The 21,444-nt window shown below is 67.7% G+C and carries 20 protein-coding genes and 1 pseudogene; 10 read left to right on the top strand and 11 right to left on the bottom strand.

The features are described from left to right. Window positions 1-77: 77 nt before the first annotated feature. Genes ADBZ6K_RS24565 through ADBZ6K_RS24550 form a run of 4 tightly spaced genes read right to left on the bottom strand, consistent with a single transcriptional unit; the run spans window position 78 to window position 3,914 of the window. Window positions 78-557: a ribose-5-phosphate isomerase gene (locus ADBZ6K_RS24565; RefSeq protein ID WP_526351629.1), complete on the bottom strand. Its 480-nt coding sequence runs from the start codon at window positions 555-557 to the stop codon at window positions 78-80. Then, window positions 554-2,275 carry a dihydroxyacetone kinase family protein gene (locus ADBZ6K_RS24560; RefSeq protein ID WP_526351627.1) on the bottom strand — a complete coding sequence of 574 codons (1,722 nt, stop codon included), beginning with the start codon at window positions 2,273-2,275 and terminating at the stop codon, window positions 554-556. Before ADBZ6K_RS24560 ends, ADBZ6K_RS24565 begins: the two co-directional genes overlap by 4 nt. Window positions 2,276-2,301: 26 nt before the next feature. After that, a complete protein-coding gene (locus ADBZ6K_RS24555; RefSeq protein ID WP_526351625.1) occupies window positions 2,302-3,075 on the bottom strand; it encodes an SDR family NAD(P)-dependent oxidoreductase in 774 nt (257 codons plus the stop codon). Window positions 3,076-3,089: 14 nt separating this feature from the next. Continuing rightward, on the bottom strand, window positions 3,090-3,914 hold the full coding sequence (locus tag ADBZ6K_RS24550; RefSeq protein ID WP_526351623.1) for a sugar phosphate isomerase/epimerase family protein: 825 nt from the start codon (window positions 3,912-3,914) through the stop codon (window positions 3,090-3,092). Between the two features lie 183 nt (window positions 3,915-4,097). On the opposite strand from ADBZ6K_RS24550, the gene ADBZ6K_RS24545 reads away from it, so the two are divergent. Genes ADBZ6K_RS24545 through sulP form a run of 5 tightly spaced genes read left to right on the top strand, consistent with a single transcriptional unit; the run spans window position 4,098 to window position 9,720 of the window. Further along, window positions 4,098-5,441: an MFS transporter gene (locus ADBZ6K_RS24545; RefSeq protein WP_526351621.1), complete on the top strand. Its 1,344-nt coding sequence runs from the start codon at window positions 4,098-4,100 to the stop codon at window positions 5,439-5,441. A 13-nt stretch (window positions 5,442-5,454) separates the two neighbouring features. After that, on the top strand, window positions 5,455-6,312 hold the full coding sequence (locus tag ADBZ6K_RS24540; RefSeq protein ID WP_526351619.1) for a transketolase: 858 nt from the start codon (window positions 5,455-5,457) through the stop codon (window positions 6,310-6,312). Continuing rightward, window positions 6,309-7,310, top strand: a complete 1,002-nt coding sequence (locus ADBZ6K_RS24535; RefSeq protein WP_526351617.1) for a transketolase family protein — start codon at window positions 6,309-6,311, stop codon at window positions 7,308-7,310. The genes ADBZ6K_RS24540 and ADBZ6K_RS24535 overlap by 4 nt, the downstream gene beginning before the upstream one ends. Window positions 7,311-7,354: 44 nt before the next feature. Next, window positions 7,355-8,023: a GntR family transcriptional regulator gene (locus tag ADBZ6K_RS24530; RefSeq protein WP_526351615.1), complete on the top strand. Its 669-nt coding sequence runs from the start codon at window positions 7,355-7,357 to the stop codon at window positions 8,021-8,023. An 8-nt stretch (window positions 8,024-8,031) separates the two neighbouring features. Then, a complete protein-coding gene (sulP, locus tag ADBZ6K_RS24525; protein WP_526351613.1) occupies window positions 8,032-9,720 on the top strand; it encodes a sulfate permease in 1,689 nt (562 codons plus the stop codon). Window positions 9,721-10,159: 439 nt separating this feature from the next. Here the strand turns inward: sulP and ADBZ6K_RS24520 are convergent, their stop codons facing one another. Next, complete coding sequence (locus ADBZ6K_RS24520; protein ID WP_526351611.1) at window positions 10,160-10,576, bottom strand: hypothetical protein; 417 nt, start codon at window positions 10,574-10,576, stop codon at window positions 10,160-10,162. 561 nt (window positions 10,577-11,137) lie between these two features. On the opposite strand from ADBZ6K_RS24520, the gene ADBZ6K_RS24515 reads away from it, so the two are divergent. Genes ADBZ6K_RS24515 through ADBZ6K_RS24505 form a run of 3 tightly spaced genes read left to right on the top strand, consistent with a single transcriptional unit; the run spans window position 11,138 to window position 14,795 of the window. Then, window positions 11,138-12,286, top strand: coding sequence for a glycosyltransferase (locus ADBZ6K_RS24515; protein WP_526351609.1), 1,149 nt, complete (start codon window positions 11,138-11,140; stop codon window positions 12,284-12,286). A gap of 8 nt (window positions 12,287-12,294) precedes the next feature. Continuing rightward, entirely contained in the window at window positions 12,295-13,320 is a 1,026-nt protein-coding gene (locus ADBZ6K_RS24510; RefSeq protein WP_526351607.1) for a glycosyltransferase, read from the top strand. Continuing rightward, window positions 13,317-14,795: a glycoside hydrolase family 130 protein gene (locus ADBZ6K_RS24505; RefSeq protein WP_526351605.1), complete on the top strand. Its 1,479-nt coding sequence runs from the start codon at window positions 13,317-13,319 to the stop codon at window positions 14,793-14,795. The genes ADBZ6K_RS24510 and ADBZ6K_RS24505 overlap by 4 nt, the downstream gene beginning before the upstream one ends. A 102-nt stretch (window positions 14,796-14,897) precedes the next feature. Here the strand turns inward: ADBZ6K_RS24505 and ADBZ6K_RS24500 are convergent, their stop codons facing one another. Together ADBZ6K_RS24500 and ADBZ6K_RS24495 are read right to left on the bottom strand one after the other, a co-directional pair. Continuing rightward, window positions 14,898-15,623 (bottom strand): transglutaminase-like domain-containing protein, encoded by a 726-nt coding sequence (locus ADBZ6K_RS24500; protein WP_526351603.1) that lies wholly within the window; start codon window positions 15,621-15,623, stop codon window positions 14,898-14,900. 172 nt (window positions 15,624-15,795) lie between these two features. Beyond that, on the bottom strand, window positions 15,796-16,317 hold the full coding sequence (locus ADBZ6K_RS24495; RefSeq protein ID WP_526351655.1) for an alpha/beta fold hydrolase: 522 nt from the start codon (window positions 16,315-16,317) through the stop codon (window positions 15,796-15,798). A 23-nt stretch (window positions 16,318-16,340) separates the two neighbouring features. On the opposite strand from ADBZ6K_RS24495, the pseudogene ADBZ6K_RS24490 reads away from it, so the two are divergent. After that, a pseudogene (locus ADBZ6K_RS24490) lies at window positions 16,341-16,459 on the top strand (hypothetical protein); the annotation flags it as partial. On the opposite strand, the gene ADBZ6K_RS24485 reads toward ADBZ6K_RS24490, so the two are convergent. Continuing rightward, entirely contained in the window at window positions 16,435-17,655 is a 1,221-nt protein-coding gene (locus tag ADBZ6K_RS24485; protein WP_526351601.1) for an amino acid permease, read from the bottom strand. The pseudogene ADBZ6K_RS24490 and the gene ADBZ6K_RS24485 sit on opposite strands and share 25 nt — an antisense overlap. Further along, window positions 17,652-18,488 carry an alpha/beta fold hydrolase gene (locus ADBZ6K_RS24480; protein WP_526351599.1) on the bottom strand — a complete coding sequence of 279 codons (837 nt, stop codon included), beginning with the start codon at window positions 18,486-18,488 and terminating at the stop codon, window positions 17,652-17,654. Before ADBZ6K_RS24480 ends, ADBZ6K_RS24485 begins: the two co-directional genes overlap by 4 nt. Window positions 18,489-18,549: 61 nt before the next feature. On the opposite strand from ADBZ6K_RS24480, the gene ADBZ6K_RS24475 reads away from it, so the two are divergent. After that, window positions 18,550-19,164, top strand: coding sequence for a TetR/AcrR family transcriptional regulator (locus tag ADBZ6K_RS24475; RefSeq protein ID WP_526351597.1), 615 nt, complete (start codon window positions 18,550-18,552; stop codon window positions 19,162-19,164). On the opposite strand, the gene ADBZ6K_RS24470 is transcribed toward ADBZ6K_RS24475, so the two are convergent. Beyond that, window positions 19,149-20,633 (bottom strand): flavin-containing monooxygenase, encoded by a 1,485-nt coding sequence (locus tag ADBZ6K_RS24470; protein WP_526351595.1) that lies wholly within the window; start codon window positions 20,631-20,633, stop codon window positions 19,149-19,151. The genes ADBZ6K_RS24475 and ADBZ6K_RS24470 overlap by 16 nt on opposite strands. Before the next feature lie 97 nt (window positions 20,634-20,730). Beyond that, window positions 20,731-21,444 (bottom strand): septum formation family protein (locus ADBZ6K_RS24465; protein ID WP_526351593.1); only part of this gene is annotated, 714 nt, incomplete at its 5' end.

Raw genomic sequence — 21,444 nt, 5'->3', positions numbered from 1 at the left:
TCCTCGCGTGCGCGGTACACCTTTCGCTCCTCGCGTGCGCCTCCGACTACACACCATCTGCCCGCCCCGCGCAGCGCTCAGGTCTGCTGTGGTTCGTACCCGCAGATCGCGGCCACCTTCTCAGCCGAGGCCGAGTCGGGGTCGAAGTGGTAGCCGAGCCATTCGGCGGCCAGGCGGCGGGCCAGTTCGATCCCGACGACGCGCTGCCCGAAGCACAGCACCTGCGCGTTGTTGCTCAGGATCGCCCGCTCCACCGAGAAGCTGTCGTGGGCGGTGACGGCCCGCACGCCGGGGACCTTGTTGGCGGCGATGGCCACCCCCAGTCCCGTTCCGCAGACCAGCAGAGCCCGGTCGGCCGTCCCGTCGGCGACCATGCGCGCGGCGGTGACCGCGACGTGCGGGTAGGCGGTGGACTCGCCGGGCCCGACGCCCACGTCGACGACGGAGGCGACGCGAGGGTCGGCGGCCAGGTCCCGGCTCAGGATGTCCTTGTACTGCAGCCCGGCGTCGTCGCTGCCGACGACGATCCGAAGGCGAGCGGAGGTCAGGGATGTCACGGCTTCTCCTCGATCAGTTCGGCGATGGTGTGGATGCACAGCGCGAGCGAGACGGCTCCCGCGTCGGGGGTTCCCACGCTGCGGTCGGCCAGCGGGCGGGCCCTGCCGATGTTGGGCCGCAGCCCGGCGGTCTCGGCCGCGGCTTTCTGGGCGATCTCGGTGGTGGCCAACCATGCTGTGCGCCAGTCGGTTCCGTTGCTTACCGCGGCGCCGAATGCGTCGACGAACGGTCCGAGCGCGTCGAGCATGGTCTTGTCGCCGCGACGGGCGCCGCCGAGGTCGACGAGCGCATCGTGCGCCGCCCGCAGCGCATCCGCGACGTCGCGGTCGCCCGGGGCGACCAGGTCTCCGATACGCCGCGCGGCCGCCTCCAGCGCGGCACCCCACAGCACGCCTGACGTGCCGCCGGCCTTGGCGGCCCACTCCCTGCCGGCGGCGGTCATGACGGCCGCGGTTCCGCCGCCGTCCGCCGATGCGGCACGGGCGGCTGCGCTCGCGGCAGAGCTGCCCTTGACCATGCCGCGGCCGTGGTCTCCGTCGCCCGCCACGGCATCGATGCGCCCGAGTTCGGCCTCAGCGCTTACCAGCTGGGCGGCGATCGCCGACAATGCTTGGGCCACAATCGATCCACTGGCGCAGATCCGGTCGTCGGCCGTGGCCACCGCTGCGCTCTCGCTGTGGTCGGCGACTGCGGCGCGGCGCGCGGTGCCCGTCAGCGGGGCGACCGTACCTTTGCGGTAGGCGGGCGTGTCCGCCGGTGAGGTCCACAGCCGTTCGAGTTCGTCGTCCAGCCACATCACCGTCAGCGAGCAGCCTGCCATGTCGAGGCTGGTGACCAGCTCGCCGACCTCGGGCTGCACGACGGTGTGCCCGGATTCGGCCAGCAGCGCCGAGACCGTCTTCCACACCACGAACAGTTCCTCATACTTGGTGCGGCCCAACCCGTTCAGAATCACCGCGACCCTGCCCGATGCCCCACCGGGCTTTTCGGCGAGCACACCGTCGACCAGCAGTTGCGCGAGCTCGTCCGCGCGCGGCATGGCATGGCTGGATACCCCGGGCTCGCCGTGGATGCCCAGGCCGAGATCCATCGTCCCGGCTGTGACGGTGAACAGCGGCCGATCAGCGCCCGGCATAGTGCAGCCGTCGAAGGCCACCCCCAGCGTGCGGGTCACGGCGTTTGCCTTGGCGGCGACCCGCTCGACGTCGTCGAGGTCGGCGCCCTCCTCGGCGGCGGCACTGGCACAACGGAATACGGTGAAATCGCCGGCGATGCCGCGCCGCTTGGCGACCTCGCCCACTGGAGCGCTGGCGATGTCGTCGGTGACGGCGAGGTAGCGCGCGTCGATACCGTCGGCGCGCAGCTGTCGCACGGCGAGGCCGAAGTTCATCACGTCGCCCGCGTAGTTGCCGGTGAGCAGCAGCACCCCGGCGTCACCGTGCGCGGCTCGGGCCACCGATGCCGCCTCGCGGGCGGACGGCGAGGTGAAGATGTTGCCGACCACGGCGCCGTCGGCGAATCCGTGCCCGACGACGCCGCAGAACGCCGGGTAGTGACCGGAGCCGCCGCCGACCACCACGGCCACCTTGCCTGCGGGTGTTTCCGTGGCCCGCACCACGCCGCCCGGCACGCCGATGACGTAGCCGGAGTTGGCGTCGAGGAAGCCGGCGAGCATGTCCTCGCTGAAGCTGGCGGGATCGTTGAACAGTCGTGTCATGTCGGCACCGTTTCTTTGGGTTGTGGTCAGTGGATGTGGCTGCCGCCGTTGATATCCACCGTGGTGCCGGTGAGATAGCTGGCGTCGGGGCTGGACAGGAAGGTGATGACGGCGGCGACCTCGTCGGTGGTGGCCACCCGGCCGATCGGGATGTCGCGGGCGAGTTTGGCTTCCTGTTCGTCGGTGGAGCCGACCCGGATGCTGGTGTCGACGGCGCCGGGGGTGACGGCGTTGACGGTGACGCCCGTGTCGGCGATCTCACGGGCCAGCGCCTTCGTGAAGCCGAGGACGGCGGCCTTGGCCGAGGAGTAGGGCACCTTGCCGAATACGCCGCCGCCGCGCTGGGCTGACACCGACGACATGTTGACGATGCGGCCCCAGCCCTGTTCGAGCATGTCGGGCAGGAACGCCTTGGTGACCAGGTAGGTGCCGGTCGCGTTGACGGCGATCACCTTGTTCCACAGCTCGAGCGTGGTCTCCAGGAACGGCACCGGGGAGGTGATGCCTGCGATGTTGGCCAGCGCGCCGACCGGCGGCAGATTCCCGTTGGCGACGTCGGCGGCCACCGCGGCGTGGGCCGCGGCGACGGACTCCTCGGAGGTGACGTCGATCGCGTAACCGAAAGTGGGAACTGCGAATTCGTTGCCGATGTCGGCGGCGACCTTCGCCGATTTCTCCGCGTCGAGATCGAGGATGACCACGGCCCAGCCTTCGCGGGCGTAGCGGCGGGCGACGGTGACGCCGATGCCGCGCTCGGAGGTGGCGCCGGTGATGACGGCGGTGCGTTGGGTTCCGGACATTGGTGTTGCTCCTTCTAGATGAGGTGGGAAATCAGTTGTGCGGCAGCGGCGGTGGCCGCGGGCCGCTGGTCGTTGGTGAGGTCGCGGGTTTCCAGTTCCAGGGCGAACTGGCCGGGATAGCCCGCATCGGCAAGCGCCTTGAGGCCGTTGGCGAAGTCGACGCTGCCGCGTCCGACGGACAGGTTGATGTTGCCGGGGACGGCGTCGCGGATGTGCACGTGCGCGATCCGGTCACCGAAAAGGTCAACGAACTCGACCGGGTCGGCGCCGGAGGCCACGATGTGGCTGAAGTCCATGACCACGCGCACCCGACGTCCGTCCAGGCGGTCGGTCAGCGCCTGCGCGCGGTCGATGTTGCAGCACAACCGGTAGTAGTGCAGGGACTCGGTCCACAACTGGACGCCGTGGTTTGCTGCCGTGTCCGCCGCGACGGCCAGTTCGGCGGCGACCAGGTCGAGGTCATCGTCGAGCGACCGCAGCGGGCGGTGATCGAGCGCGCCGCAGGGCAGCACCAGGGCCCGGGAGCCAACGGTGGCGGCCAGGGCAAGCAGCGCCTCGAGATGGCGGTCACGCTCGGCCCGCGCGGCGGCGTCCAGCGGCGCGTTGAGGTCACCGATGTCGCCGTTGATCGAGCGCACCGCCAGGCCCGACGCGGCCACGGTGGCCGCGACCGCGTTGACCGCCTCGGCGTCGAGCACATACGGCACGTGATCGCACACGCCGGGCAGCGCGCCCAGGTCGATCGTGGTGAACCCCAGCGCGGCGATCTGTGCCAGCGCCTCCTCGAGAGGCAGGTGCCGGAAGCTGATCGTCGAGCACCCCAGCCGGCTGTGCGGCATTCCTGCTCCTTTCCCTGTAGTGACGGCGCCCACACTACATCAGTCGACTGTCAACAGGCAACGACCGACAATAAATCAATGCTGACTGTTGACATTGACTGTGGGTGGCGTCACACTGGGTGAGGTACAGCACTGTCGACGGTTGACAGTGACTCTCACTTCACCATTTGAAAGGATCTGTCCATGAGCGATGTCGCTCTGCCGATGCGGGGGCCGGTACACGGCACCAAGGATGCGAAGAGGGTCGCGATCGGCTCCGGGGTCGGGGCGGTGATCGAGACCTACGACTTCATCGGGTTCGGCACCGCGGCCGCGCTGTATTTCGGGCATGCGTTCTTCCCGAACTCGAGCCCGATCGCCGGCACGTTGGCGTCGTTCGCCACACTCGGTGTCGGGTTCGCGGCGCGCCCGCTGGGCGGCATCATCGGCGGTCACCTCGGTGACAAGCTGGGCCGCAAGCCGGTGCTGGTGGCGTCGTTGATCGTGATGGGTCTGGCCACCTTCGTCATCGGTCTGCTGCCGACCTACGCCGCGGTCGGGGTGCTGGCCCCGATCCTGTTGGTGACGGTGCGCATCATCCAGGGCATCGCGTTCGGCGCGGAGTGGGGCGGGGCGATCCTGATGAGCTACGAGCACGCCCCGTGGAAGCAGAAGGGCCGCTACACCGGCATCGTGCAGGCCGGTTTCCCGGTCGGGCTGCTACTGGCCAACCTGGTGTTCTTGGTCAGTGTGCATCTGCCCGGTGACTGGGCGTGGCGGCTGCCGTTCCTGGCCAGCATCGTGTTGGTGATCGTCGGGCTGATCATCCGGGCCAAGGTGCCCGAGTCCCCGGTGTTCGAGGATGTCAAACAGCACGGCGATATCGTGAAGTCCCCGATCGTGACGGTGATCAAGGAAGACTGGCGCAACATCGTGCGCGGCATCGGCCTGCGGGTCGCCGAGACCGCCGGCTACGCGGTGTCGATCACCTACATGATCTCGTATCTGAAGAACGAAGAGCTGGCCAGCAAGTCCGAAACGCTGACCGCACTGTGCATCGCGTCGGCCATCGGCATCTTCGCCACCATGGCCTGGGCCCGGCTGACTGACAAGATCGGCCGGCGCACCGTCTACCTGTGGACCTGCGCGTTCGCGGTGCCGTTCGGCGTGCTGATGTTCCTGCTGGTCAACACCGGGGTGTTCCTGTTGATCATCGCCACCTTCGTGTTGGCCTACGGCGTGGTGCAGAACTCGCTGGCCGGCGCCCAGGGCGCCTGGTTCCCCGAGTTGTTCACCGCCAACACCCGCGCGTCGGGTGCCTCGCTGGCCTATCAGATCTCGGCGATGGTGTCGGGCTTCACCCCGTTCATCACCACGCTGCTGTTCGTGTCGTTCGGCTGGATGGGTCCGGCCCTGCTGTTCAGCGGCTACGCCGCGATCGGGCTGGTGGCCGCGCTGCTGACTCGGGAGACGTGGGGGCCGCGCGAGCGCCAACTCGCCGAACGCGCCGCCGCCCAAACCCCGCCCAACGCTCACCTGTCGATCTGAAAGGCATACGACGATGACCACCTCTATCGATACCGATCGCCGTCAACTGGTGGCCGCGGCCGCCTACCGCATCCGCCACCACGTGCTCACCATGGGCGAAGCACAGGGCCAGGGCTACGTGGGGCAGGCCCTGGGCGCCGCCGACATGCTGGCCGCCGTCTACGCCGACCAATTGCGCTACCGGCCCGAGGACCCGCACTGGGGAGGCCGCGACCGGTTCCTGCTGTCCACCGGGCACTACGCCATCGGTCTCTACGCGGCGCTGGCCGAAGCCGGCATCATCGACACCGCCGAACTGGACAGCTACGGCTCCGACGGATCGCGGCTGCCGATGTCGGGAATGGCCAGCTACACCCCGGGAATGGAGATCTCCGGCGGCTCGCTGGGCCACGGGTTGACCGTCGCGGTCGGCATGGCACTCGGGCTGCGCCATCAGGGTTCGGCGTCAAAGGTGATCAATTTCCTTTCCGACGGGGAACTCGATGAGGGCTCCACCTGGGAAGCCGCGATGAGCGCCAGCCATCACCGTCTCGGGAATCTGACGGCGCTGGTCGATATCAATGCGCTGCAGGCCGACGGGCCCACCGCCGGGGTGCTGCGTATCGAGCCGGTCACCGACAAATGGGCGGCGTGCGGCTGGTTCGTCCAGCGCGTCGACGGCAACGACATCGCGGCCCTGCTCGCCGCGTTCGACGCCGTCACCGCCGAACCGGTCGGCACGCCGTCGGTCATCCTGTGCGACACCAGGATCGGCCGCGGGGTGCCGCTGTTGGAGACCCGCGAGAAGGCGCACTTCATGCGCATCGATCCCGACGAATGGCAGATCTGCCGCGACCAACTCACCACCGGCTACCAAGGAGCACACGCATGAGCACCCACACGTCCACCGCGACCCCGCCCAAGCTGCGCACCTCGGCGATGATCGCCTCGTTCGCCGACCCGGGGCAGAAAACCACCTCCGCACCGTTCGGGCATGCGCTCGTCGCGGCGGCACAGGCCGATCCGCGCATCGTCGGCCTGACCGCCGATCTGGGCAAGTACACCGACATGCACGTCTTCGCCCAGGCATTCCCCGACCGGTACTTCCAGATGGGCATGGCCGAGCAGCTCCTGTTCGGCGCCGCGGCGGGGATGGCCGAGACCGGTCTGGTGCCGTTCGCCTCCACCTACTCCGTGTTCGCCGCCCGCCGCGCCTACGATTTCATCTGCCTCGACATCGCCGAGCCCGGCCTCAACGTCAACATCGTCGGCGGCCTGCCCGGGCTGACCACCGGCTACGGCCCGTCACATCAGGCCACCGAGGACGTGGCGATCTTCCGCGGCATACCGGGGTTGACGATCGTCGATCCGTGCGATTCGGTCGACATCGAACAGGCCGTGCCCCAGCTGGCCGCCCACCCCGGACCGACCTACCTGAGGCTGCTGCGCGGGCAGGTGCCCACGGTGCTCGACGACTACGACTACACCTTCGAGCTCGGCAAGGCCAAGGTGCTACGCGGCGGGACCGACGTCGTGTTCGTCGCCAGCGGGCTGATGACCATGCGGGCCCTGCAGGCCGCCGAGGAACTGGCGGCCCACCGCGTCGACGCCGCGGTGGTGCACACCCCCACGCTCAAACCGTTCGACGCCGACACCGTCCTCGCCGAGGTCGACACCGACCGGCTGGCCCTCACCCTCGAAAACCACACCGTGGTCGGTGGGCTGTTCGAGACCGTCGCCGCCGAGGCGGCCCGGCGCGGGGTGCACCGCACCATCACCCCGGTGGCACTGCCCGACGAGTTCCTGGCCGCCGGCGCCCTGCCCACGCTGCACGATCGCTATGGGCTGTCCACGGCGCGAATCGTCGCGACCGTGCTCGCGCGACTGTAACATCAGATGTCAACAACCAAATGTTGACAATCAAGGAGTGTTCGATGTCGGTCGAATCGACCTCGCTGCTGCGGCTGGAGAAGACCAGCCTGCGCGAGCAGGCTCTGAGCTCTCTGCGGCGGGCCATCACGACCGGGCAGCTGACCCCGGGCACCCACCTGGTCGAGACCGAACTGTCCGAGGCGCTGCAGATCAGTCGTGGCACGCTGCGCGAGGCCATGCGCCAGTTGCAGCAGGAGGGCCTGATCTCCGCGGGTGCGCGGGGACGGCTCTCCGTGCGCCATCTCGACAACAAGGAGATCACCGACATCTTCGCCGTCCGGGCCGCGCTGGAGGCCCTCGCGGCGCGCACTCTCGCGGGCCGCGAGGACCGCGAGAGTGCCGTCGGAAAGCTGCGGACGGCCGTCGACGACATGGGGCGCTGGGCCGCATCCAATCTCGATGACCGCATCGAAGCCGACCTGCGATTCCACCGCACCCTGTGCCACCTGACGGGGAACACGACGCTGCTGCACCAGTGGACCTCCCTGGAAGGCAGCATCCGGATGTCGATCATGTACGCCGGTGTGGACCGCGCCCTGAAGAACATGGACGCCAAACGCCACCACGATATCGTCGACGCCATCGAGTCCGGCGACGCCGAGCGCGCCGCCGCCGCCGTGCGCAGCCACATGGCCGGTGCGGCGGCGGTTCTGGTCGACGGGGCGGCATAAGCGAAAGCATGATCACCTCGCGGTGGTCGCGGTGGGCACCGGGGCTGGCGCAATTCCGCGGGTACCGGCGGGAGTGGCTGCGCGGCGACATCCTGGGCGGCCTCACCGTCGCTGCGTACCTCGTCCCGCAGGTGATGGCGTATGCGACCGTCGCAGGCCTGCCCCCGGTGGTGGGCTTGTGGGCGGCGCTAGTTCCCCTGGTGGTCTACGCGGTCCTGGGCTCATCGCGCCAACTGTCGGTCGGGCCGGAGTCGACCACGGCGCTGATGACGGCGACCGCGCTGGCGCCTCTTGCCTCGGGTGACCCCGCCAGGTACGCGGCGCTGGCCGCAGCGGCGGCACTGTTGGTCGGGGGCATCTGCCTGCTCGGCGGACTGGCCCGGCTCGGGTTCCTCGCCGATCTGCTGTCTCGTCCCGTGCTGATCGGCTACATGTCAGGTGTCGCGGTGATCATGATCGGCGGCCAACTGGGCAAGGTCACCGGTGTGCCCGTCGAGGGTGAGGAATTCCTCGATCAGGTCCGCTCGTTCGTGGCAGGGGCCGGCGCGGTGCACTGGCCGACGGTGATCCTCTCGGCCACGGTGCTGGCCGGCCTCCTGGTGCTGTCCCGGCTCGCCCCACGCATGCCGTGGCCGCTGATCGCGATGCTGGCTTCGGCCCTGGTGGTCTCGGTGTTCTCGTTGGACACCAAGGGAATCCGCGTGATCGGCCACATCCCCGCTGGATTCCCGGCGCCCGGCGTCCCCGCCATCACCGCAACGGATCTGGCGGCATTGCTGATCCCCGCGGTGGGCATCGCGATCGTGGCCTTCTCCGACAACGTGCTGACCGCACGCACATTCGCCGCCAGGAAGGGCGAGCGCATCGACGCCAACGCCGAGTTGCGTGCGCTCGGGGTGTGCAACGCCGGGACGGGTCTGGTGCACGGGTTCCCGGTGAGTTCCAGCGGCAGCCGGACCGCGCTCGGAGATGCGCTCGGCAGCCGCACCCAGCTGTACTCGTTGGTGACCTTGGCGATCGTGCTCGCGGTGATGCTGGCCGGCCGCGGGATCCTCGCGCACTTCCCGATGGCGGCGCTGGGGGCCCTGGTGGTCTACGCCGCGCTGCGCTTGGTGGACGTGCCGGAGTTCAAGCGGCTGGCGCGATTTCGGCGCAGCGAACTGGCGCTCGCGCTGGCCACCACCGCGTCGGTGCTGTTGTTCGGTGTGCTCTACGGCGTGCTCGTCGCGATCGCCCTGTCGATCCTGGAACTGCTGCGGCGGGTGGCGCGCCCGCACGATGCCATCCAGGGTTTCGTGCCGGGCGTTGCCGGCATGCACGACATCGATGACTATCCGGACGCAGATCTGGTGCCCGGGCTGGTGGTCTACCGCTACGACGCCCCGCTGTTCTTCGCCAACGCCGAGGACTTCCATCAGCGGGCGCTGGCCGCCGTCGACGACAGCGCGGTGCCCGTCGAATGGTTTGTGCTCAACGCCGAGGCCAATGTCGAGGTCGACCTGACGGCGCTGGACGCACTCGACCAGCTGAGGGGCGAATTATCCAGTCGCGGAATCGTTTTCGCAATGGCCAGGGTCAAGCAGGATCTGCGGGACGCGCTGGAGGCGGCTGGTCTGGTCGACAAGATCGGTGCGGACTGCATTTTCATGACGCTGCCCACCGCGGTCGAGGCCTACCGCAACCGGCGCACGCCGTAGGCCAGCGTGCCCAGCGCCGTCACGGCCAAACCGGCCAACACCGATGCCGGCGGCCGCAGTCAGCGCCAACACCGCGGCGGCCACGGCGGGCGCCGGCGCGACAAAGCCCCCGGCGCCGATCCTCGACCCGAGGCCGATGACGACGGGCGGCCTGCGACCACGCCTTCCGCACGGCGTCCGGCGCATATCTTGCGGAGACGTCGGGGCGGGTCTGTCGGGCGAGCTGGGTGTGCCCAGTTGCCTCGGTCGGAGCCTCGGTGAAGTCGTGAGGTGCCGGCGGCTGGTTTGCTGGCTGTAGCGCCGGTGGTGCCGTATCGCCGGGACACCGATTTTCTGCAGCCGAGATCCCCCAGAGGTCGGCGGCGGTCTGTAGAACGCCGGACGTACCTCGCCGCTGGGGCTGTTTGCTGTGCGCAGCAGTCAGGCGAATGGGACGCAATCAGGTCCGAATGATCATTTCGATGTAAGCAGCGGCAATTCCGGTCAACTCGAACGCAGTGTCCAAGTCCACGCCCCGTGGCACACCACCGGGGATCAGGTCCAGCACAGTTTTCCGGTACTCGTGGGGGACGTGGCCGGTTCGGCAGCCGATAAGCGCGGTGCGTGCCCTGTCTGGCAAGCCTTCCCACCACTCGTCGAGCCGTAGACGTTCATCCTCGAGCAGGTTGGCGTCCGCGGGCCGTAGCTGCCACTGCGGCGGTTTCTGTCGGCGCTCATCTGCATGCGTCAAAACGGTATGGTCCGGAATGATCCGGGCAACATCGTCAGATAGATACCCGTGGGGGTTAGCGAGGAGAACGGCCTGCGTGCCACGACTGAGCCGATAGAACCAGGCCAGAGTGCGATGCCTACTCATGAGAGCCCGTCGTGTCCACGTTAAGACCGCCGTAGATGCGGTTGGCGCACATACACTCTTGCTTGGACACGCATCCTGGTGTGGCGCTGATGCAATGCCGTGGAGCCCAGCGGTGGCCTGTCTTGTGTAGTAAAAGCGCAGTGAAAATGCTTGTCCTTCAGTGCTCTTCTCGTGATGTGATGCCTCGACGAAACCGGCCCGGTCAGTCGCCATTGCGTGCTTGTCGGCACGCTTCTCCTTCAAGGCCTTTGCGGACTTCTTTCTCAGGGTCTGGCGGGGAGACTAAGAGCGTTGCTCGCCCCTTCATCAGGGGGCCTGGTTAGTCCCGATTCCCCGACCCTACTCCAAGATGTTCGAGTCAGCGGTCTCTCGTCCGGCCGGTGTACGGTCACTGAGTACCTGCCTCATCGCGCGGATTCGGCGGTGTACGCTGAAACAAGTTGGGAAACCCAGCCAGTCCGGGATGTGTCAGCCGTTGGTCGCTGACCGCGCCGAGCAACCGCTCACGCCGGACACGCCGGTGACAATGATGTTGGGATCACCGTGGGCACTTTATCTGCATTGCGGCCGTTTGCGTCTCCTGTTGTGCACCAAGGACTTTCCGGCCATCCGAGCTTCGGTATCCTGAGTACCTATCCACCGACGCCATGCGGGCTGGCGACGTTCAGCGCGGCTCTGGCCCATGGTTTGGGTACCAATGGTGCCACGGTGCGCGTCGTGCGACTCTCCGATTCATCGCCGTCGTCGAGTCCATGTGTCGTCGGAGAGCTGGTCAACGGTTCACCGGCATCGGTGGCAGCCTGTGCGGAATTGCTGAACCAGAACGACGTCGCGGTGATACAGCATGAGTATGGAATCTTTGGTGGCGCCGACGGCGACGAATTGCTGGAGATCATGGATGGACTGCGTGTGCCGTCGATCGTGATCGCGCACACCATCCTGAAAGACCCTACGCCACATCAGCGTTCGGTCCTTGAAGCGGTTGCGGCGCGGGCAGATCAACTGGTTGTGATGTCGGAGGCGGCAAAGCACCAGATATGCCGTGGCTATCATGTCGACCGGCGCAAAGTCACCATCATCCCGCACGGTGCGACTGTGCCAAGGAAAAGACCAACGGTGCGGAGTGGCCGTCGTACGTTACTGACGTGGGGTCTGCTGGGACCGGGAAAAGGCATCGAGCGGGTGATCGAGGCGATGAGATCGCTCCAACATCTACCCGAGCACCCGCGGTATCTGGTTGCCGGCCAAACGCATCCAAAAGTATTGGCCGCCGAGGGGGAGGCATACCGCGATGCCCGCATGCAGCAGGCACAAAGCAGCGGAGTGGCGGGTTCGGTGTACTTCAGCGCCGATTATCGCAACGTCGCCGCGTTGACCGCACTGGCTCAGTCAGCGGCCGTCGTCGTACTGCCCTACGACTCGACCGATCAGGCCACCTCCGGGGTGCTGGTCGACGCGATCGCGTACGGCCGACCGGTCGTGGCCACCGCGTTCCCCCATGCAGTCGAGCTCCTGGCCAGTGGAGCAGGCATCGTCGTCGGGCATGACGACCCGGATGCGCTGGCAGCCGCCCTGCGCCAGGTGCTGACACAGCCGCGCCTTGCCGGTGCGATGGCAGCCGAAGCCCGCCGACTGGCGCCCGACATGGCATGGCCGGCCGTCGCTGGCGCGTATCTGAGGCTGGCACGCCGACTCCTTGCGCAGCGGTAGGCACTCATATGAACGCGACGTTTCCGGGTCCGGTGTTCGACCACCTGCTGCGGTTGACCGACCACCGCGGCATCACTGAGCATGCGCGGCTGGCCGAGCCCCGGCCCGAATACGGTTACTGCACCGACGACGTGGCACGAGTGCTTGTTGTCGCCACCCGCGAGCACGGCCGCGGCCGAGCCCTTAACGCGCTGGTGGGAATGGCGTTGCGGTTCTTGAACGACGCGCAGACGCTCACCGGCGCCTGTCGCAACCGGATGGACAGCGAGGGCAATTGGGTTGACGAGCCGGCCCTCGATGACGCCTGGGGGCGGTGTATCTGGGGCCTGGGTACCGCGGCCGCCCACAGCGGTGTGCCCTGGGCCCGCCAATCGGCGCTGATGCAGTTTGAGCGCGCGGCCCAGAAGCGTTCGGCGTGGCCGCGGGCGATGGCTTTCGCGGCACTGGGCGCGGCCGAACTCCTCGCGTTCCACCCGAGGCACAAACCGGCTCGAGGATTGATCTCCGCCTACGCCGCTTCGCTGCCCGATCCGAGCGAGGACGCCGCGTGGCCGTGGCCCGAGCCGCGACTGACATACGCCAACGCCGTTTTTCCCGAGGCGATGATCGCCGCGGGCGTCACCCTGGACCGGGCCTCGCTGACCCAGCGGGGCCTGGATCTGCTGGCCTGGTTGCTCGAACTGGAAACCGCCGACGGCGGCCATCTGTCTCCCACACCTGTTGCGGGCAGAGGCCCCGAGGACGCCAGGCCCGGGTTCGACCAGCAGCCCATCGAAGTGTCCACACTGGCCGATGCGTGTGCGCGTGCCGCCTCGGTCGATAGCAATCCGATCTGGGTGGATGGCGTCAAAACCGCGGCGGCCTGGTTCATGGGCGACAACGATGCCCGAATGCCCATGTGGGACCAGGACACTGGCGGCGGATACGACGGCCTGCATGCGGACGGGGTGAACGGCAACCAGGGCGCGGAGTCGACCCTGGCAGTGCTTTCGACGTTGCAGCACGCCCGGGACATGTCGGCGGCGTCGCGGTGACCTCGGCGCGGCCCAGTCTCGCCGCGCGCAGCTCACAGCGGCTCGCGGCAGATCCCTCGCGGGTCATCACCAGACTGTTTGTCCCGGGGCAGGAGGCTTTCGAGCGTCAGGATTCCCGCGCGGGCGCAGTGCTGGCTCGCATCCTGGCCCTCGACGAGGATGAGGTGCGAGCGTCGCTGGATGACGTCTGCACTCGATTCGACGGGCGACACCGCGATCTGGTCGGCACATTCCGGCGTCACGCTCGCGAACTCGCCGATCGCCTGGACCCCGGCAGTGAACTCTCCGAGGCGCGACTGCTGTTGCTCGGAGCGACATTCACCAGTGAGTACGCGATAGAGGGTGCGGCGTTGTGCAACCCAAGCGTGGTCGCTCATCCTGATCAGACGGGTAGCGCCGCGGACAGCATGCGATTTGTGATGAGCGTGCGGGGTATCGGGGAGGGGCACCGTTCGTCGATCGGATTCCGGACCGGCGACGTCGACGGAGCAGGCGAGGTGACCATACACGAACGCGCACCATTCGCCACCGCCGGCGCAATCGTGCCCAGGCTGCTCGACGCTGAGGTCTTCCGCAGTGAGCTCGCACGCCTGCGGGAGGCCGGTGAGGCCGCCGAATATGTCCTGGATGCGCTCGGCGAACGATTCACCCGAGCCGACCTCGACGGACAACTGGACAGGCTTCAGACACACCGAATGACTCGTGGCCATACGGACCAGACGATTTCGCTGATCCGCGCCATCGCCGAACGGACCTACGGTGTCGAATTCGCCGACGGCGGCCGACTTTCCGAGCGGGTTCTGCACCCGGCGATGAGCGCGGAGGTGGCCGGCGTCGAGGACGCGCGGTTCGTTCGTTTCGTCGACGACGACGGTTCCAGCACCTATTACGCCGGCTACACGGCTTACAGTGGGACGCGAATCAGCCAGCAGCTGTTGCAGACAGACGATTTCCGCTCGTTTACCTCCAAGCCGATGGTCGGCGATGCCGCGGCCAACAAGGGCCTGGCCCTGTTTCCACGCAGGATTCGTGGGCGCTTCGCGGCCATGTCGAGGGCGGACCGTGAATCGAACTCGGTTGCGTACTCGGATGATCCGTTCGTCTGGGACGAATCCGTCCGCTGCCAGCGGCCCATGCAAACCTGGGAGGTGCTTCAACTCGGGAACTGCGGATCTCCCATCGAGACCGAGGCCGGCTGGCTGGTGCTCACCCACGGAGTCGGGCCGATGCGCACGTACTGTATCGGAGCGATTCTGCTCGATCTGGACGAACCGACGAGGGTTCTGGGTCAGCTTCGCGAGCCGCTGCTGACTCCCGCCCCCGATGAGCGGGATGGCTACGTCCCCAATGTCGTGTATTCATGCGGTGGACTGGTGCACGCGGGAATCTTGGTGCTGCCGTACGGCATCGGCGACACCGCAATCGGTATCGCGAAGGTTCGGCTGGATGACCTACTTACCGCGCTGGACGCGTGACGGATAACCTGCCCAGAGCGAGCCGCGCAGGCTGTATATCGGCTTGGGTCTCTCGACGTACTGCGTCTGCGTCATGCCCGACATGAGAACGCTTCTCGACTCTCAACCGGTGGATACTTCGTCGGTCCACACCCTGAAACTCGTCAATGTGGCGGGGCCGAAGGCGTTGTTGAGCGCGACGTCGGCGGCGTCGCGGCCACGGGCTATGAGAACCCTGCCGATGCGCGGCGTGTTGTGGCGCGCGTCGAAGGTATGCCACTGCCCGCCGAGGAACACCTCGAACCATGCGGAGAAGTCCATCGGATCGTCCACCGGTGGTACACCGATGTCGCCGAGGTACCCGGTGCAGTAGCGCGCGGGGATGTTCATGCACCGGCAAAAGGCAACCGCAAGATGCGTGAAATCACGGCAGACGCCGGTTCGGTCGTAAAACGCTTCCACCGCCGTCCGTGTGTTGCGTGCGTGCTCATAGCCGAAGGCGATATGTCGATGAACGTAGTCGCAGATCGCCTGAACGCGGCCCCATCCCGTTGGTGCTTGGCCAAACAGATCCCACGCCGTATCGGACAGCCGATCGGTCTCGCAGTACCGGCTGCCAAGCAGAAACACAAGCGTGTCCTCGGGTAACTCTGGAACCGGAATCTGTTGCGCCTCAGGAACAACGATGTCGAGCAGTCCTGAATCGTTGACCATCGCATCGGCCACGATGCGAGTGCGCCCCTTGGGCGCGACGATGCGGGTGCACCAGTTGCCGAAGCCGTCACGATAGGCCGCCATCGGGACCGGCGGATCGAATACGAGGTCGTCACGGCCGACGAGCTCGGACACGCGGGTGAAGTGGACGTTGAGGTTGAATATCATCGGAGTGGGCTGTGGGCAGTCGTAGATCATTTCGCAGCCGACGTGAATTCTCATCATTTGACTCCAGTATCCGGCAGGTGAGGTCGCCCATGGCTGGTGGCGTTGGTAGTGAACCGATTCTCACTCCTGGTGGGGATGGTCATCGTCGCCTCAACCGCAGTCGGGGCGAGAACTTTCGGCTGGCTCCTGCGTATCGGCGGCGGGCTGGGTAAGTAGCCGACGCCATCGTCATCGGAGTAGCGAAAAGGTTGAGTGGCGGCCATGAACGTCTGCATTGCCGACAGGAGTTGAGCGGGGCTGTTTCGTGCGGGTAATGCCCCGCGCCGGCGATATCGACCGTCACTGCGCGAGGGACGTGTTCGGCGAGGGAGGCATGGTGGTGGCGAGGTGGAATCGCCTTGTCGTCGGCGCCCCATGCGACCAACAATGGGACGTCGTTGAGCAAGCCCAGTTGACGAGTGGCACTGACCGTCTGTCCGCGCCAATCGCGATGACGTTGGGGGCGGTCCGGAGGAACGCGTGTCGCAACGACCGGGTGCGGTCGATGCGCCTCGATGGGTAGCGACTTCAACCGGCCAACACCGTCGAAGTTCTCGGCCTCGGCCGCGATCGGCTCACCTTGCTGGTGGTCCCTCCGCGCACCGCTTCTCGCGAGGCACACACCACCATGATGACCGCAGCCCCAAGCAGGATCTGCGGGACGCGCTGCAGGCGGCTGGTCTGGCGACAAGATCGGTGCGGACCGCATCTTCATGACGCTGCCCACCGCCGTCGAGGCCTACCGCAACCGGCGCAGGCCGTAGGCCAGCGCGCCCAGCGCCGTCACGGCCAAACCCGCCACCACGGAGGCGACGGGCAGGAGGAACGCCAGCAGCAGGCATCCCGACAACCCGATCGCGGGCACCACCCGCCGCCGCGGCGAGAGCGTCCATGCCGAGGCGTTGGCGATCGCGTAGTAGAGCAGAATCGCGAACGACGAGAAGCCGATCGCGTTACGCAGGTCGAGAAACGCAGCGGCGACCGCGACGACGATCCCGACCGCCACCTCGGCACGGTGGGGAATCCGGTGGCGCGGATGCACCGCGCCCAGCCACCGCGGCAGGTGCCCGTCGCGGGCCATGGCCAGCGTCGTGCGCGACACCCCGAGGATCAGGGAGAGCAGCGAGCCGAGCGCGGCGATCGCCGCCGCGGCGCGCACCACGGGCTCGAATCCGGGGAACCCCGCCGAGCGGACGGCATCGGCCAGCGGCGCCGTCGCCGCGGCAAGGCCGGCACTGCCCAGTTCGGCCAGCAGCGCCACCGCGACGGCCGCGTAGACGACCAGCGCGATCGCCAGAGCGATCGGGATCGCCCGCGGGATGACCCGGGCCGGGTCGCGGACCTCTTCGCCCAGTGTCGCGATTCGCGCGTACCCGGCGAACGCGAAGAAGAGCAGGCCCGCCGCCTGCAGCACGCCGCCGACGCTGACGTCGTCGCCGAGCGCCAGCCGGGCGAGGTCGGGCCCGCCGAAACCGAGCACGAGGACCACGACGGCGGCCAGCACGGCCAGTACCGCCGCCACGATGGTCCGGGTCAGCAGCGCCGACTTCTGAATTCCGCGGTAGTTCACGGCGGTCAGCGCCACCACCGCCGCGACCGCCACCGCATGGGCGTGATCGGGCCAGGCGTAGAACCCGACGGTGAGCGCCATCGCGGCGCAGGACGCGGTCTTGCCGACCACGAAGCTCCAGCCCGCGGTGTGACCCCAGAACTCGCCGAGTCGCTCCCGGCCGTAGACATACGTTCCGCCCGACTGCGGATACCGCGCCGCGAGCCGTGCGGACGACGTGGCGTTGCAATAGGCGATGACGGCCGCGACGGCCAGCCCGAGGAGCAGCCCAGAACCCGCGGCTGCGGCGGCGGGTGCCAGCGCGACGAAGACCCCGGCGCCGATCATCGACCCGAGGCCGATGACGACGGCGTCGGTCAGGCCGAGACCGCGTTGCAGGTCGTTGGTCACGTCCTCCCGTTCACTCCCACGATCGCGTCCCGGACCGCATCGGGATTATCCAGCGGCACAAACGTTCTCGCATCCGTAACCTCGACGAAGGAGGAATCCGGGAACGCGGCCGCCAACCGGCGGCCCAGGGCGGGGGTGAAGCAGCGATCAGCGTCGCCCCACACCACCGACACCGGCTTGGTGAACGCGCGCAGGCGCGGCGCCACCTCCGTGAGATCGGTGCGGCTGATGCTGCGGGCCAGCGCGGCGAAGTCGCCCGCGATCCGGGCGTCGGTCCGGCACGGGCGCAGCCACGACGCCGTCAGGTCGGGGTCCAGTCGCTTGGCGAGCAGCCCGTAGCCCAGCGGTGAGTGCCGCATGACGGTGGGGATCATGCCCGCCATCAGTACGCGCGTGGAGAGCGTCGAGCGCATGAGCTTGAAGATCACGTCGAACGGAAACGGCGGGAACTTGTCGAATGCGTCGCAGTTGGTCAGGACGAGATGGCCGATGCGGTCGGGGTGGGCATCGACCAGAAACTGGCAGATACCGCCGCCGGTGTCGTTGCCGACGAGCGTGACGTCGCTCAGGTCGAGTGCGACGAGCAGGTGGTGGACCAACTTCGCCACGCCGGCGGGGGAGAGCATCGAGCGGTCGGTGACAGGGATCGTGTGCGAACCCAGTGGAAGTGTCGGCAGGATGCAGCGGAATCCCCGCTCGGCGAGCCCGGCCGCGACACCGTCCCACAACCGCGAATCGACGAGGGCGCCATGGACGAAGACGACGGGAGGACCGCCCGCGTCCCCGGACTCGCGATACTCGATGGTGGCGTGCGGCAGCGTAACGGAGGGCATGTGGACTATCCTCTCGAATGCAACTTACAAACACATGGTATGAAAGTTACGTACAGCCGGTATGGAAGTCAAGGGGCGTCGAACTCAGGCCGAACGCAGCGCTGCCACCCGCGAGATTCTTGTGACGGCGGCGCGGAAACTGTTCGCCGCCGACGGATTCTCCGAGGTGTCGACGCAGGCGATCGTGGCGGAGGCCGGGGTGACCCGCGGCGCGTTGTATCACCAGTTCGCCGACAAGACCGAGCTGTTCGTCGCCGTCTACGAGCAGGTCGAGGCCGACTTGGTCGGCAGGGTCGCCGAAGCGCTCGGCGAGCGCGAGCCGTCGGGTCCGGTGGAGGCGATGCGGATGGGCGCCCGGCTGTTCCTCGATCTGTGCGCGGCTCCCGACGTCCAACGCATCGTGCTCGTCGACGCGCCGGCCGTGCTGGGCTGGCAGCGCTGGCGCGAGGTCGGCGCCAGATACGGTCTCGGCGTCATCGAGGCCATGCTCACCGCGGCGATCGCCGACGGGGCGATACCGGAGCAGCCCGTCCGGGCCAGTGCGCACGTGTTGCTCGGGGCGCTCGACGAAGCCGCGCTCTACGTCTCCCGCGCGGAGGATCCCGAGCGGGCACGCGACGAGATGTATGCGGTGTGCGACCGCATCATCTCGGGTCTGGCTCAGGCGATCCGGTAGTCGCTCAGCGGGAACTCGGAGGCTTCCTTGACCGCGTCGGCCGTCGACATCGGCCGCAGCAGCGTGGCCTCCCCGTGGGGGTCGAAATAGTAGGACCTCGAGGTGGCGCAGTCGCCGGTGACGAACAGCATGTCGCCCATCCGTTCGTCCATCTCGGCCAGGTAGCGGGTGTTGGCGTCCTCGGTGACCTCGAAGGTGGTGGCGCCGCGGCGGTTCACCTCGGTGAAGAGCCGGTCCATGTGCCGCATCTGGTACTCCACCGTGGCGAAGTAGTTGAGCCCGATGAACGAGTACGGGCTGGCCAAGTTCATGAGGTTGGGGAAGCCCGGCATGGTCACCCCTTGGTAGGCCTGGAAGCGGGTGTCACGCCACCACTTGCCGAGGTTGCGGCTGTCGCGCCCGACGATCTCGAACGGCGGGAAGTTCGCATCCCACATGTCGAAGCCGGTGGCCAGGACCAGGGTGTCGATGGCGGCCTTGGTGCCGTCCTCGGCGCGGATGCCGTCCGGCTCGATGCGGGCGATGCCGCTGGTCTGCAGGTGCACATGCGGTTTAGCGAAGGTGCGGTAGTAGTCGGTTGAGAACGTGGGCCGCTTGCAGCCGAAGTCGTAGTCCGGTGTCAGTTGCTTGCGCAGTTTCTTGTCGCGGATCGACACGAACCGGTGGATCTTCGACAGGTCGGCGTAGGCGATGCCCAGCCGCCGCAGGCGTCGGGAGTGCAGCACGGCATACAACAGGAAGTACTCGTAGATGACGAACGTCACCGCCGCGATCGCGCGCTGGGTCGCGGGCACCCGTGCGAACAGCCGCTTGAGCCAGTCCCCGATCGGAGGGTCGAACTTGGGCACGGCATGGATCGGCGTGCGCTGGTAGACGGTGAGGTCGGCCACCTCCTTGGCGAGCTCGGGGATGAGCTGCACCGCGGTCGCGCCGGTGCCGACGATGCCCACCCGCTTGCCCTTCAGGTCGTATTCGTCGTCCCACGCGGTGGTGTGGATGATCTTGCCCGCGAAGGTCTCGATGCCGGGAATCTCGGGTGTGCGCGGCTGCGACAGGTACCCGGTCGCGGTGATCAGGTACCGGGCGCTCAGTGTCCGGTCACCGGACACCGCGACGCGCCAGACCTCGGCGTCGTCGTCCCAGCGGGCACTCTCCACCGTGGTGTTGAACTGCATGTGCCTGCGCACGTCGTACTTGTCGGCGATGTTCACGGCGTATTGCTTGAGCTCCGGGCCGGGCGCGAACAGCCGCGACCAGTTCGGGTTGGGCTCGAAGAAGTAGGAGTACGTGGTGCTCGGCACGTCGACTGCCAGGCCCGGGTAGCGGTTGACGTGCCAGGTTCCGCCCAGGTCGTCCTCGCGGTCGACAAGCACGAAGTTCTCGATTCCCAGCCGTTTGAGCTGGATCGCCGCCCCGATACCGGCAAATCCGGTACCCACGATGAGGACGTCGTACTGCTCCGAAATCATGGCTAGACGGTACCGCAGGTGTCGTGAACCGACGTCCGGCCGCCAGGTCACGACGCGCCGGTGAATCGCACCACAGCGCGATAACCGGGAGCCCGGCTCAGCCCCTCAACGACCCGGTACGTGGGGTTTCGGTGGTCGCGATGCAGGTCACGGTCCGATCGCCGGTGTCCCATGAGTCCGCGGTCGGGTACAGCACGAACAGTCCGAGCTCGAGGTCGGCCGCGGTGGCCGACGCGTAGCCGGGCAGTGCGGGTTCACAGCTGTTCTGGTACTCGGTGATCGCCGCCTGACCTGGGAAATCGCCGTCGGGCATGGTGAACACCGCGAACACCTCCCCGACGTGCGGATCGGCGCAGTCCACGACCTTCACGCTGGAGATCAGGCTGCTGTCGGGCATCTCAGCCAGGCAGTCGCCCACAGTGACGTCCGTTGCGCTCACCGAGCCGCGGCCGACGAGCAGGTAGAACACGAGTCCCGCGACGAGCAGCAGCACCCACAGCCCTGAGAGCACCAGCCCGGCGATGGCCATTCCCCGCCCGGGCGCGCCGGTCTTGGCCTTGTTGAGCGCGACGATGCCGCACACCACGCTGATCAGCACACCGCCCAGCACGCCGAACACCAGCGCGACGACGGCCCACCAGTTGGTCTTGGCCTGCGGCGGTGGGTAGGGCGGGGGAGCCGCGTAGGGATACGGCGGAGCACCTGCGGGGGGACCATACGGCGGGGGTCCCGCGGGCGGGCCGTAGGGCGGGGGTCCTGCGGGGGGACCATACGGCGGGGGTCCCGCGGGCGGGCGGTGGGGGGGGGGGCC

Source organism: Mycobacterium sp. (genome assembly GCF_044223235.1).
GTDB lineage: Bacteria > Actinomycetota > Actinomycetes > Mycobacteriales > Mycobacteriaceae > Mycobacterium.
The sequence above is the reverse complement of the archived record's forward strand: the minus strand, read 5'-3'. Positions and strand labels throughout refer to the sequence as shown.